The sequence below is a fragment of the Amycolatopsis sp. NPDC005961 genome, assembly GCF_040629235.1.
Lineage (GTDB): Bacteria > Actinomycetota > Actinomycetes > Mycobacteriales > Pseudonocardiaceae > Amycolatopsis > Amycolatopsis camponoti.
In genome coordinates this window covers 166,243-178,600 of record NZ_JBEXVF010000003.1, presented here as the reverse complement: position 1 = coordinate 178,600, position 12,358 = coordinate 166,243, and the positions used below count along the sequence as shown (strand labels likewise).

Sequence of the window (12,358 nt, the reverse complement as noted above, 5' to 3'; positions counted from 1 at the left end):
GGGTACTGCTTCCTTTCCTGACTTACTTCGTTAACGCGGTGATGTGGCGGTGATGGAACGGGCGCCCCGCCCCACCGCGACCATGCCTGACTGCACCAGCTCGCGGATGCCATACGGCTCCAGCATCCGCAGCAGCGCACCGATCTTGTCGGACGTCCCGGTGGCCTCGACGGTGAGTGCCTCCGGGGAGACGTCCACCACCTTGGCGCGGAAGAGCTGGACGGTTTCGAGGACCTGGCTGCGCACGGTGTTGTCGGCGCGAACCTTCACGAGCAGCAGTTCGCGCTGCACGGCGGTCGACTGCTCCAGCTCGACGATCTTGATCACGTTGACCAGCTTGTTGAGCTGTTTGGTCACCTGCTCGAGCGGTAGCTCTTCGACAGCGACCACGATCGTCATGCGGGACACCTCGGGGTTCTCCGTGGGCCCGACGGCGAGGGACTCGATGTTGAAACCGCGGCGGGAGAACAGGCCGGAAACGCGCGCGAGCACACCGGGCTTGTTCTCGACCAGGACACTCAGCGTGTGGACGGTCATCTCAGTGCTCGCCACCTTCCGCGGCGGCTTCCGTGGTCTCCACCGAAACCTCGTCGTCGTCGAACAGCGGCCGGATGCCCCGGACCGCCATGATCTCGTCGTTGCCGGTGCCCGCGGCGACCATCGGCCACACCTGGGCATCCTTCCCCACCACGAAGTCGATCACGACGGGACGGTCGTTGATCTCCATGGCCCGGCGGATGGTGGCGTCGACGTCTTCCTTCGTCTCGCAGCGCAGGCCCGCACAACCCAGGGCCTCGGCCAGCAGCACGAAGTCCGGGATCCGGTGCTTGTGCGTGCCGAGGTCGGTGTTGGAGTACCGCTCCGAGTAGAAGAGGTTCTGCCACTGCCGGACCATGCCCAGGTTGCCGTTGTTGATGACGGCGACCTTGATCGGCGCACCCTCGATGGCGCAGGTGGCCAGCTCCTGGTTGGTCATCTGGAAGCAGCCGTCGCCGTCGATCGCCCACACCGGCGTGCCGGGGACGCCGAACTGCGCGCCCATCGCGGCGGGCACCGCGTAGCCCATGGTGCCGAGACCGCCGGAGTTGATCCAGGTACGCGGGTTCTCGTACTTGACGAACTGCGCGGCCCACATCTGGTGCTGGCCGACACCGGCGGCGTACACCGCGTCCGGGCCGACGAGCTCGCCGATCCGCTCGATGACGTACTGCGGCGACAGCGAACCGTCGTCGGGCCACTCGTAGCCGGCCGGGTAGGTCTTGCGCCAGTCGTCGAGCAGCGTCCACCAGTCGGTCAGGTCGGGCTTGCCGCCGTGCTCGAACTCCGTGGTCACCGCGGTGATCAGCTCGCCGATGATCTCCTTGCAGTCGCCGACGATCGGCACGTCGGCCTTGCGGTTCTTGGAGATCTCGGCCGGGTCGATGTCGGCGTGCACGATCGCGGCGTCCGGCGCGAACGACTCCAGCTGGCCGGTGACCCGGTCGTCGAACCGAGCGCCGAGCGCGATCAGGAGGTCGGAGCGCTGCATCGAGGCGACCGCGGCGACCGAGCCGTGCATGCCCGGCATGCCGAGGTGCTGCGGGTGCGAGTCCGGGAACGCGCCGCGCGCCATCAGCGTCGTGACGACCGGGATGCCGGTCTGCTCGGCGAGCTGCTTCAGCTGCTCGTGCGCGTCCGCCTTGATGACGCCGCCGCCGACGTAGAGCACCGGGCGGCGCGACTTCGCGATGAGCTTCGCGGCTTCGCGGACCTGCTTGCCGTGCGGGCGCAGCGTCGGGCGGTAACCCGGGAGCCGCAGCTCGGTCGGCCAGGAGAACGAGGTCATCTCCTGCAGCACGTCTTTGGGGATGTCCACCAGGACCGGGCCGGGCCGTCCCGTCGAAGCCAGGTGGAACGCCTCGGCGATGGTCCGCGGGATCTCCGCGGGGTCCGTGACGAGGAAGTTGTGCTTGGTGATCGGCATGGTGATGCCGCAGATGTCGGCTTCCTGGAACGCGTCGGTGCCGATCAGCGCCCGGGACTGCTGCCCGGTGATGGCGACGACCGGGACGGAGTCCATGTTCGCGTCGGCCAGCGGGGTGACGAGGTTGGTCGCGCCGGGGCCCGAGGTCGCCATGCAGACGCCGACCTTGCCGGTGGCCTGCGCGTAGCCGGTGGCGGCGTGGCCCGCGCCCTGCTCGTGGCGGACCAGGATGTGGCGGACCTTCGTCGAGTCCAGCAGCGGGTCGTAGGCGGGCAGGATGGTGCCGCCCGGAATGCCGAAGACCACCTCGGCGCCGACCGCCTCGAGCGAGCGCACGAGGGACTGCGCGCCGGTGACGCGCACCGGGGTTCCCGCCGGGGGCGCCGGCTTCGGACGTGCTCCGGGCGTTCCGGGCGTCGGCCCGGGTTTCGCGTCGCTGCGCGACGTGGCACTGGTCATCGGTTCTGCCTCGTGGGTCTCGGTGTCACTCGTTCGGGTCTTTTTTGAGCTCTATCGGTGCGGTGGGGCGGGGAATCTCTTCCCTAGGGCAACAAAAAACCCTCGCCGACCGTAAGGTCGCACGAGGGTTCGCGCGTCGACGCAGCGGAAAGTCTTCCCTAAGCGTCGACGCGCTTGGGAAGTACGAGGCCGGTCAGCGGTGTCACGACGCTGACGCTAGTCCGAAGGTCTCTCAGGTGTCAACTCTGCGGGATGGCGTGTCCGCATCGTGGACACGTGGGCGGCGCACGTCACTGGCGTCCGACCCGGGTCCGGGCCGGTCCGCGGGGCGGTGCACCATTTCGGGGTGGCCGAAAAAGAGCAGGACGAAGGCCGGAAGGCCGTCTTCCGGATCCCCCGCACGTCGTTCATGGCGATCGCCCTCCTGACGATCTGCGTGACGCCGATCGCGCTCGGCGAGATCCCGTACCTGCAATGGCTCTACATCTTCCCGATCGCGCTCGCGGTGTTCGTGATCCGGACCCGCACGGTCGCGACGCGCTCGGGGCTGGCGGTCCGCACGATGTTCGGCCACCGCGACGTGCCGTGGTCGGCACTGAAGGGCTTGGCGATCACCAAGAAGTCGCGCGTCCAGGCCGTGCTCGAGGACGACACGAAGGTGCCGCTGCCGACCGTGCGTACCCGGCACCTGCCGGTGCTTTCGCTGGTCAGCGAGGGTCTCGTCGCCGACCCGAGCGGCCTGCTGAGCGCCGACGACGTCAAGCCGGCCAAGCCCGAGACGTCGCCCAGCGAGTAACCCCCGGGCACCCGTGGGCTAAATTGGTAGGACCAGTTTCGCCGGAGCGTCCCGGACCTCCGCCTGGCCCCGCATCCGACCTGGGAGTTCGCCGTGCCGCCTCTCCGTTCCCGGACCACCACCCACGGCCGCAACGCCGCCGGCGCCCGCTCGCTCTGGCGCGCCACCGGCATGACCGACAGCGACTTCGGCAAGCCGATCGTGGCGATCGCCAACTCCTACACCCAGTTCGTGCCCGGCCACGTGCACCTCAAGGACCTCGGCGAGATCGTCGCCGGCGCGGTCAAGGAAGCCGGCGGCGTCGCGCGCGAGTTCCACACGATCGCCGTCGACGACGGCATCGCGATGGGCCACTCCGGCATGCTCTACTCGCTGCCCTCGCGCGAGATCATCGCCGACTCGGTCGAGTACATGGTCAACGCGCACCAGGCCGACGCCCTCGTCTGCATCTCCAACTGCGACAAGATCACCCCGGGCATGCTCAACGCCGCGATGCGGCTGAACATCCCGGTCGTGTTCGTCTCCGGCGGGCCGATGGAGGCCGGCAAGGCCGTCGTCGTGGGCGGTGTCGCGCAGGCGCCGACCGACCTGATCACGGCGATCGCCGCGTCGGCCAGCCCCGAGGTCGACGAGGACGGGCTGGACATCGTCGAGCGCTCGGCCTGCCCGACCTGCGGCTCGTGCTCCGGCATGTTCACCGCGAACTCGATGAACTGCCTCACCGAGGCGCTGGGCCTCTCCCTGCCGGGCAACGGTTCCACGCTGGCGACGCACGCCGCCCGCCGCGCGCTGTTCGAGGAGGCCGGGCGCACGGTCGTCGAGCTGTGCAAGCGCTGGTACGAAAACGACGACGAGTCGGCCCTGCCGCGCTCGATCGCCACTCGCGAGGCGTTCGAGAACGCGATGGCCCTCGACATGGCGATGGGCGGCTCGACCAACACGGTGCTGCACATCCTCGCCGCCGCCCAGGAGGGAGAGGTCGACTTCACGATCGCCGACATCGACGCGATCGGCCGCCGCGTGCCGTGCCTGTCGAAGGTGGCGCCGAACTCCGACTACCACATGGAAGACGTCCACCGGGCCGGCGGAATCCCGGCGATCCTCGGCGAGCTGTACCGCGGCGGCCTGCTGAACACCGACGTCCGGTCGGTCCACTCCCCGGACATCGAGTCGTGGCTCGGTTCTTGGGACATCCGGGCTTCCTCGCCTTCCGCTGTTGCTCTGGAGCTCTTCCACGCGGCACCGGGCGGAGTCCGCACGACGCAGGCGTTCTCGACCTCGAACCGGTGGTCTTCGCTGGACACGGACGCGGCGGGAGGGTGCATCCGCGACGTCGAGCACGCGTACACGAAGGACGGCGGCCTGGCGATCCTGCGCGGCAACCTCGCCGAGAACGGCGCGGTGATCAAGGCGGCGGGCATCGACGAGGACCTGTGGCACTTCGAGGGCCCGGCGCGGGTGCTGGAGAGCCAGGAGGAGGCCGTGTCGGCGATCCTCAAGAAGGAGATCCAGCCGGGCGAGGTGCTGGTGATCCGCTACGAAGGTCCGGCGGGCGGCCCGGGCATGCAGGAGATGCTGCACCCGACGGCGTTCCTCAAGGGATCCGGCCTCGGCAAGAAGTGCGCCCTGATCACGGACGGCCGGTTTTCGGGCGGATCATCGGGCATTTCGGTGGGCCACATCTCCCCGGAGGCGGCGGCAGGCGGCCTGATCGCCCTGGTGGAGAACGGCGACCGGATCCTGCTGGACATCCACGAGCGCCGGCTGGAGCTGCTGGTGGACCCGGAGATCCTGGCGGAGCGGCGGTCGAAGATGGAGGCATCGGAGCGGCCGTGGCAGCCGAAGGACCGCCAGCGCCCGGTGACGGCGGCGCTGCGAGCGTATGCGCGAATGGCGACGTCGGCGGACACCGGCGCGGTCCGCGACGTGAACAAGTAAGCCTGGCTCAAGCCGCGAAGGCCGTCCCGTTTCCGGGGCGGCCTTTTCGGCGTCCAGGGACCCCGGCCGTGAGGGGGACCCCCGGTTTCAACGTTACCGGCGAGCACCGACACTTCCCGGTCGGCAAGGGCGGGTTGTCCACAGGCCCGCCCCGCGCCGCCGAGTTGTCCCCAGCCCTAACGCGTCAAAACGATGACCACCACAGCCGCCGCGGCGGCCAGCAGCAGCGACACCAGCCCCAACGGCAACGGCCGCTTCCGCCAAGGCGTGTTCCGCTCCAGCGAAATCGGCCCCGAGCCGGTGAACAGCAGGCTCAACGCCGAAGCCCCCAGCAGCAGCTCGAACTCGAAACCCTGCCCCTGCCCCTCGAAGAACCCACCGTGGAACTTCGCGTACACGGCGTTCGCCGCCACCCCGAGCAGGGCCGCCGCCGCGAGCGGCGTGAAGAGCCCGACGATCACCAGCACCCCGCCGCCGACCTCGGCGATCCCCGTGATCCAGGACAGCAACGTCGTCTGCTTGTGGTAGCCGAACGTCTCCAGCATCCGCGCGAACCCGCCGATACCGGGCCCGCCGAACAGCCCGAACAGGTGCTGCAGGCCGTGCGCACCCATGGTCACGCCGAGCGCCAGCCGCAAGATCAGCAGGCCGAGGCCCAGCCCTCCCTGGCGCGGGGTGTCGTCGGGTCCGTCGTCCTCGACGTCCGAGAGGAGGCTGGTGGGCTGCTGCGAAAAGTCGTCTCCACTGCTCACGCGCGAAGGGTAGGGGATCGGCGCGGGCCTGGCGAGCTCAGTACTCCCCGTGCACGAGGTTGTCCGGCAGCTCTCCGCCGGCGTACCGCGCGATCTCGGCCGCGGCGACGGCGTAGGACCGGCCCCGCACGCCGCGCACGGCCCCGCCGACGTGCGGGGTCAGCAGCAGCCCCGGCACCGTCCACAGCGGGTGCCCGGGCGGCGGCGGCTCGGGATCGGTGACGTCGAGCGCGGCGCGCAGCCGGCCCGTGGTCAATTCGGCGACCAGGCCGTCGGTGTCCACGACGGCGCCGCGGGCGACGTTGACCAGCACCGCGCCGTCCCGCATCTCGGCGAGGAACTCCGCGTCGACCATCCCGCGGGTGCGCGAGGTCAGCGGCACCATCAGCACGACGACGTCGTGCAGGCCGAGCAGCGCGGGCAGCTCCCGCACGCCGTGCACGCCGTCGCGCGCGGTCATCCCGACCATCGTGCAGCGCGCGTCGAACGGCTCGAGCCGCCGCCGCAGGTGCTGCCCCAGGTCACCGGCGCCGATGACGAGCACGCGCTTGCCCTGCAGCGTGTCGGTGCTCTGCCGCTCCCACCGGCCTTCGCGCTGGGCCGCGCCGAAGACGTCCAGCTTCCGGTACATCGACAGCAGCGCCGCGACGACCCACTCGGCGGTGCTCCCGCCGTGCGCGCCCCGGCAGGTCGAGAGCAGGACGCCGTCGGGCACCTTGCCGACCCAGTCCTCGGCGCCCGCGGAGAGCAGCTGGATCAGCTTCAGGTTCGGCAGCGTGCGCCACAGCTCCTCGCCCGGCGGGTGCTTGCCGGGGATGAGTACCTCGGCTTTCGCCGCCTCGGGCGGCACCTGCTCGCCCCACTGATGGCGCACGGGCAGCACCCGCGGCACCTCGGCGAGCACGGTCAGGCCCTCGTCGTCGGGCACCAGCACGGTCAGCGTCATGATCCCCAACGTAATCCAGGAGTACTCACCCATGGTTCACGCACCGGGCCCTAGGCTGGGCGATCATGCGCACCCGGTACCGCTCGGCCCTGTTGGCGATCCTCGCCTGCGGCGTCCTGCTGCCCGCCGGGTGCGCGCGGTTCGACGACACCGCGGCGGGCCAGACCTTCAGCCCCGCGCCCGTGCCCAGCCCCGAATCGCCGCCCGAGGTCCAGGGGCCCGGCTCGGATTCCGGCGGCGACGGCAAGCAGGCGCGGCCCGGCCAGTCACCCACCCCCGTGCCGCCGCCGCAGGGCTGCAAGGACTTCGACCCGGCGGTGATCGCGACCTGCCTGGACACCGTCGCCGCCGTGGCCGGCCTGCCGGGTGACGGCTCGACGCCGAGCGCGCTGGCCGGCGAGCGCAAGAGCGGCCGCGTCATGCTGGCGACGGCGGGCAAGGACGCCACGGACTTCGCGAAGCTCGACGTCCAGGCGGCCGGCGACGGAGGCCTGACAGGACTCGCGCTGTCGCCGTCGTACGTCGAGGACCAGCTCGTGTTCGCGTATGTGACCACGGCGACGGACAACCGCGTCGTGCGCTTCGCCAAGGGCCAGGCCGCCAAGCCGGTGCTCACCGGGATCCCGAAGGGCGCGACCGGCAACCGCGGCGCGATCAGCGCCGACAACCGCGGCGCGCTGCTGGTCGCCACCGGCGACGCGGGCGACCCCAACGCCGCGGCCGACCCGAGCTCCCTCGCCGGGAAGGTGCTGCGGATCGACACGTCCGGCAAGGCCGCGGCGGGCAACCCGAACGGCTCCTTGACCGTGGCGGCCGGGCTGCACGCCCCGGGCGGGCTGTGCGCGTCCGCCGACGGTGGCCGCGTCTGGGTCACCGACCGGCTCGCCGACAAGGACACCCTCTACCGGGTGCAGGCCGGGCAGCCGCTGGCGACGCCGGCGTGGACGTGGCCGGACAAGCCGGGCGTCGCGGGCTGCGCGGACTTCGTCGACGCGAGCGGCTACGTCGCGGTCGGCGCGTCGCTGGCGGGCAACCTGCAGGACGTTCCCGTGTCGAAGGACGGCGCGGTCACCGGGAAACCCCTGGTCGTCCTGGACGGGAAGACCGGCAAGCCGCCGGAGACGTTCGGGCGGCTCGCCGGGATGAGCATGATCAACCCGCAGCTCGCGGTGGCGGGCACGGTCAACAAGGACGGCGGCACGCCGGTCTCGAGCGACGACCGCGTCGTGCTGATCACGCCGACGATGGCCGGCGGCGGCAACAGCAAGGACTGACCCGGCGGCGGCGCGCTTCCGGGTCGCCGCGCCTGGACCGGCTCACGCCAGCGGCTTCAGCTCGATCCGTCGTCCCTCCGCCGACGACGTCAACCCGGCCTCTGCGAGCTGCAGCCCGCGCGCGGCGGAGAAGAAGTCGTAGCGGTGCTGCCGCCCGGCGACGACGTCCCGGACGAACTCCTCCCACTGCGCCTTGAAGCCGTTGTCGAACTCGGCGTTGTCCGGCACCTCCTGCCACTGCTCGCGGAAGGGCTCGGTGGCCGGCAGGTCGGGGTTCCACACGGGCTTCGGCGTCGCCGAGCGGTGCTGGACGCGGCAGCGCCGCAGGCCGGCGACGGCGCTGCCCTCGGTGCCGTCGACCTGGAACTCGACCAGCTCGTCCCGGAAGACCCGCGTGGACCACGACGAGTTGATCTGCGCGATGGCCCCCGACTCGAGTTCGAAGATGCCGTACGCGGCGTCGTCGGCCGTCGCCGCGTACGGCTCGCCCTGCTCGTCCCAGCGGCGCGGGATGTGCGTGGTCGCTTTCGCGGTCACGGCGCGGACCGCGCCGAAGAGGTTCTCCAGCACGTAGTTCCAGTGGCAGAACATGTCGAGCACGATCCCGCCGCCGTCCTCGGCGCGGTAGTTCCAGCTCGGCCGCTGCGCCTCCTGCCAGTCGCCCTCGAAGACCCAGTAGCCGAACTCGCCGCGCACGGACAGGATCCGGCCGAAGAACCCACCGTCGACCAGCCGCCGCAGCTTCCGCAGCCCGGGGAGGAACAGCTTGTCGTGGACGACGCCGTGGCAGATCCCGGCGTCCCGCGCGAGCCCGGCCAGCTCCAGGGCCGCGGGCAACGTGTCGGCCAGGGGCTTCTCGGCGTAGACGTGCTTGCCGGCGGCGATCGCTTTGCGCACGGACGGCTCGCGCGCCGACGTCAGCTGCGCGTCGAAGTAGATCCGGACGTCGTCCAGCGCCGAATCGACGTCGGTCGTCCACGCGGTCAAGCCGTGCCGGTCGGCGAGTTCCTTCAGTTTCGCCGCGTTGCGCCCGGCGAGGATCGGTTCGAGCTGCACGCGGGTGCCGTCGGGTAGCTCGACGCCGCCCTGCTCGCGGATGGCCAGCACCGACCGGAGCAGGTGCTGCCGGTAGCCCATCCGGCCGGTGACCCCGTTGAGCAGCACTCCGATGGCGGTCTGGTTCATCGCCGGCCTTCCTGGTCGAGGGCTTCCTCGCCGTACGGCGAGGTGACACCCGGGATGTCGTATTCCGCGCGACGCCCGCACATGCCGTAGCCGTCGGGGTTCGACGGGGTCGCGACCCGGACGCCCGACTGGTCGAGGTGGCTCCCGTCGCCGTCGGCGAGGGCCTTGAGGTGCGCGCCGGTCAGTTCGGCGGCCTTCAGCGCCCCGGCCTGCCAGCGCGGTACCCAGTCTCCGATTTTCGGCGACACCAGCGCGACGGCCGCCCGGTGGAAAGTCCGCAGCGGCTCGGCATCGCCGTCCAGCAGCGCTTCGCGTAGCGGCAGGTAGCCGCGAACCGCCAGGTCACGACGCCTTTTGGCGGCCTCGTCGGTTTTCGGCAACGCGGCAGCCTCGGCGTAGGTCTCCGCATCCGCGAGCACGTCGGGCGGAAAAGTGAACACGGCGTCACCCGCCTCGGGCAGGCCGCTGTTCTGCATGAGGACGGTGACGCGCAGGCCACCGCCCTGCACCATCCGGTGGATGGTCCCCGGCGCGAACCACGCGATCACACCGGGCTCGAGCGGCGTCTCGGCGTACCCGCCGGTGCTCAGCGTCTGGACGGCGCCACGCCCGGCAGTGACGACGTAGGCCTCGGTGCAGGCGAGGTGCAGGTGCGGGCTGCCCCCGCGGACACCGTCCTCGGCTTCCCAGTCGTAGGCGCGCAGGTGCGAAACGCCGATGCCACCCGGTAGGGGGAATTCGTTCATGACCATCCGTGCCTGTCGAGGTACCCGGTCACCTGATCGCGGTCCCACGCTCCATCCGCGACGACAACCCGGTAGCGGTACGTGAAGCTCTCCCCCGGCGGGAGGGCGAACTCTTCGAAGAACGCCCACGAGAAGGCCACCATGGGCGTGTCCTTGCTCCGGACGAACCAGTGCGACTCGTGGATCGCCTCGTCGTTTTCCGGCGAATGCGCGAAGACGAGCGTCGAGTGCGCGTCGACGTCGTCGTGTTCGCCGACGAAGGCCAGCCACGGCGCTTGCGTGCCCATCATGTCGTCGCCGTCGAGACCACCGGGCCCGAAGACGCGGCCACCGCCGAAGTCACGCGGGCCCCGCCAGTGCAGCCCGGTGTACCCGGCCTGCTCGCGGCCGGCGGTGGTCGGACTGCCGAACACGAGCGGCGCGTCGCGGACGTTGGTCAGTTCGATGCCCCAGTCGATCGCCCAGGCACCCTCGCCGGGTTCGACGGAGTGGACGACGATGTCCCGCCGCTCGCGCGCCCACTCGTCACCGCGGTGGGCGACCCAGGTGAGCCGTTCGGTGAAGGTCAGCCGATCGCCATCGACGGTGAAGCCGGCGAACCCGTCGTGGCGCATCGAGCCGATGCGGTCGGGCAGGTCCTGGTACCAGTGGCCGGGGACGTAGGTGTGGCCACCCCAGAAGTTCTGGCCGGACAGGTGGCTCGACGTCATCTGCAGGCCCTTGTGCCACCGGTGGTCGGCAGGCCGGTAGCCGCTGACGCGCCGGCCCCGCAGCGTGCGCAGCGGGTGGGTGTAGGGCTTGCGCGACTCGTAGGCGACGGGGTCCGGTTTGTACACATAGGACATGAGCGGGACCCCGGCGGCCTCGACGGTCACGCGGTCGCCGTGCCGGTGCGTGACGGTGATCGCCGCGCTCATCCCGCGCTCACCCCGGCCATGTCCCGGTAGAAGGGATCCCCAGGCCCGATCTCCCCGCGGCGCACGATTCGCCCGGTGAAGGCGGCCTTGTAGAGAGCGGCGACGAACTCCAGCACCCGCCGCCCGTCAGCCCCGCTGCACGGAGGCCGCCGCCTGGTCCGATAGGCGTCCAAAATGGGCCCGAGCGCGGCGGCGTGCGAGCTGCCGACGTCCTCGGCCGGTTCGGTCGGAATTCCGGCAACGTGCGGAGCGGGGGTGTACCGCCAGTTTTCGGCCCGGTGGCCGTAGAGGTGCGTGAGCTCGACGGTGGCCCGCTCGCAGTCGATCCGGATCCGGCTGACTTCGTCGGGCGAAAGGACGCTGTTGACGACGGTGGCCAGCGCCCCGGACCCGAACCGCACGAGCGCGGTGGAGACGTCCTCGGTCTCGACGTCGTGGACGAGCCGTGCGGTCATCGCCTGGACTTCGGCCCATTCGCCGTCCCCGCTGACTTCGTCGCCGTCGTCGGCGAGCAGGTGGAGCAGCAGATCCATCTGGTGAATGCCGTGACCCATGGCCGGCCCACCGCCTTCGGTCGCCCAACGACCACGCCACGGAACGGCGTAGTAGCCGGCATCGCGGTACCAGGTGGTCTGACAATGCGCGACGAGCGGACGCCCGAGTTCGCCCTTCGCGAGCAGTTCCCGGAATTGGGCAACGCCGGACCCGGACCTCTGCTGGTAGACGAAAGAGACATACGGACCCCCCTCGAGTTCGGCGGAGGTCATCTCGTCGTACTCGGCGAGCGAGCGACAAGGCGGCTTCTCGCACCAGACCCAGGCACCGCACTCGAGGACTCTTTTGGTCTGTTCGACGTGCAGCCCCGGCGGTGTGCAGATCGAGACGAGGTCGGGTTCCTGCTCGGCGAGCAGGGAATCGAGATCGCGATAGGGCTTGGCGTGCTCGGTGGCCGCACAGAAGGCAAGGGCCCGACCCTCATCGACATCGGCAGCGGCCACGAGATCGACATCATCCCGGCGAGCTTGGTAGGCGACGCGGTGGCTGTCAGCAATAGCCCCAGCGCCGACGACGGCAACCCGCAAGCGTTTTCCTTGAGCCAACCCGCACTCCTTCTCGCCGCCCGTCGCACGCCTTCCACCGCCGGACCCTCGCGGGTCGCGGGCCCTCGCGACTCGCTATGCGCCGCTCGACTCTTCCGCCTGCGCACCGCTAACGCCGGACAGACTTTCGGCGGCGCACGCCTTCCGCCTGGCAGCCCCGCCGCCGAAGCGCGCCCTCCGGCCGGCCCACCGCCGAAGTACGCCTCCCGCCTGGCGGCCCCGCCGCCGAAGCACTCCCTCCGCCTGGCGGCTCGCCGCCGAGGCACTCCCTCCGCCGCAGAG

At 70.8% G+C, this 12,358-nt stretch carries 11 protein-coding genes; 3 read left to right on the top strand and 8 right to left on the bottom strand.

The genetic code is table 11. The features are described 5' to 3' along the window. Window positions 1-30: 30 nt before the first annotated feature. Both ilvN and ABZ342_RS04275 read right to left on the bottom strand, forming a co-directional pair. Window positions 31-537, bottom strand: a complete 507-nt coding sequence (gene ilvN / locus ABZ342_RS04280) for an acetolactate synthase small subunit (RefSeq protein ID WP_086842284.1) — start codon at window positions 535-537, stop codon at window positions 31-33. Between the two features lies 1 nt (window position 538). After that, complete coding sequence (locus tag ABZ342_RS04275) at window positions 539-2,422, bottom strand: acetolactate synthase large subunit (RefSeq protein ID WP_196425501.1); 1,884 nt, start codon at window positions 2,420-2,422, stop codon at window positions 539-541. Between the two features lie 346 nt (window positions 2,423-2,768). Here ABZ342_RS04275 and ABZ342_RS04270 point away from each other — a divergent pair, with 346 nt between their 5' ends. Continuing rightward, on the top strand, window positions 2,769-3,218 hold the full coding sequence (locus ABZ342_RS04270; protein WP_196425500.1) for a PH domain-containing protein: 450 nt from the start codon (window positions 2,769-2,771) through the stop codon (window positions 3,216-3,218). A 93-nt stretch (window positions 3,219-3,311) separates the two neighbouring features. After that, window positions 3,312-5,156 carry a dihydroxy-acid dehydratase gene (gene ilvD / locus ABZ342_RS04265; protein WP_360468611.1) on the top strand — a complete coding sequence of 615 codons (1,845 nt, stop codon included), beginning with the start codon at window positions 3,312-3,314 and terminating at the stop codon, window positions 5,154-5,156. Between the two features lie 176 nt (window positions 5,157-5,332). Here the strand turns inward: ilvD and ABZ342_RS04260 are convergent, their stop codons facing one another. Together ABZ342_RS04260 and ABZ342_RS04255 are read right to left on the bottom strand one after the other, a co-directional pair. After that, window positions 5,333-5,908 carry a DoxX family membrane protein gene (locus ABZ342_RS04260; protein ID WP_360468609.1) on the bottom strand — a complete coding sequence of 192 codons (576 nt, stop codon included), beginning with the start codon at window positions 5,906-5,908 and terminating at the stop codon, window positions 5,333-5,335. A 37-nt stretch (window positions 5,909-5,945) separates the two neighbouring features. Further along, window positions 5,946-6,854, bottom strand: a complete 909-nt coding sequence (locus tag ABZ342_RS04255; protein ID WP_360468607.1) for an NAD(P)-dependent oxidoreductase — start codon at window positions 6,852-6,854, stop codon at window positions 5,946-5,948. 65 nt (window positions 6,855-6,919) lie between these two features. Here ABZ342_RS04255 and ABZ342_RS04250 point away from each other — a divergent pair, with 65 nt between their 5' ends. Then, on the top strand, window positions 6,920-8,128 hold the full coding sequence (locus ABZ342_RS04250) for a PQQ-dependent sugar dehydrogenase (protein ID WP_360468605.1): 1,209 nt from the start codon (window positions 6,920-6,922) through the stop codon (window positions 8,126-8,128). Window positions 8,129-8,170: 42 nt separating this feature from the next. Here ABZ342_RS04250 and ABZ342_RS04245 read toward each other — a convergent pair whose 3' ends face one another. Genes ABZ342_RS04245 through ABZ342_RS04230 form a run of 4 tightly spaced genes read right to left on the bottom strand, consistent with a single transcriptional unit; the run spans window position 8,171 to window position 12,076 of the window. Beyond that, a complete protein-coding gene (locus tag ABZ342_RS04245; protein WP_360468603.1) occupies window positions 8,171-9,313 on the bottom strand; it encodes a Gfo/Idh/MocA family oxidoreductase in 1,143 nt (380 codons plus the stop codon). Continuing rightward, window positions 9,310-10,059, bottom strand: a complete 750-nt coding sequence (locus ABZ342_RS04240; protein WP_360468601.1) for a cupin — start codon at window positions 10,057-10,059, stop codon at window positions 9,310-9,312. The genes ABZ342_RS04245 and ABZ342_RS04240 overlap by 4 nt, the downstream gene beginning before the upstream one ends. Further along, window positions 10,056-10,976: a PmoA family protein gene (locus ABZ342_RS04235; RefSeq protein WP_360468599.1), complete on the bottom strand. Its 921-nt coding sequence runs from the start codon at window positions 10,974-10,976 to the stop codon at window positions 10,056-10,058. The genes ABZ342_RS04240 and ABZ342_RS04235 overlap by 4 nt, the downstream gene beginning before the upstream one ends. Beyond that, complete coding sequence (locus ABZ342_RS04230) at window positions 10,973-12,076, bottom strand: Gfo/Idh/MocA family oxidoreductase (protein WP_360468597.1); 1,104 nt, start codon at window positions 12,074-12,076, stop codon at window positions 10,973-10,975. Before ABZ342_RS04230 ends, ABZ342_RS04235 begins: the two co-directional genes overlap by 4 nt. Window positions 12,077-12,358 lie beyond the last annotated feature (282 nt).

Excerpts from the sequence above, each read along its gene's own strand:
- ABZ342_RS04275 (WP_196425501.1), bottom strand. The coding sequence starts at position 2,422 with ATGACCAGTGCCACGTCGCGCAGCGACGCGAAACCCGGGCCGACGCCC.
- ABZ342_RS04240 (WP_360468601.1), bottom strand. The coding sequence starts at position 10,059 with ATGAACGAATTCCCCCTACCGGGTGGCATCGGCGTTTCGCACCTGCGC.
- ABZ342_RS04235 (WP_360468599.1), bottom strand. The coding sequence starts at position 10,976 with ATGAGCGCGGCGATCACCGTCACGCACCGGCACGGCGACCGCGTGACC.
- ABZ342_RS04255 (WP_360468607.1), bottom strand. The coding sequence starts at position 6,854 with ATGACGCTGACCGTGCTGGTGCCCGACGACGAGGGCCTGACCGTGCTC.
- ilvN (WP_086842284.1), bottom strand. The coding sequence starts at position 537 with ATGACCGTCCACACGCTGAGTGTCCTGGTCGAGAACAAGCCCGGTGTG.
- ABZ342_RS04245 (WP_360468603.1), bottom strand. The coding sequence starts at position 9,313 with ATGAACCAGACCGCCATCGGAGTGCTGCTCAACGGGGTCACCGGCCGG.
- ABZ342_RS04250 (WP_360468605.1), top strand. The coding sequence starts at position 6,920 with ATGCGCACCCGGTACCGCTCGGCCCTGTTGGCGATCCTCGCCTGCGGC.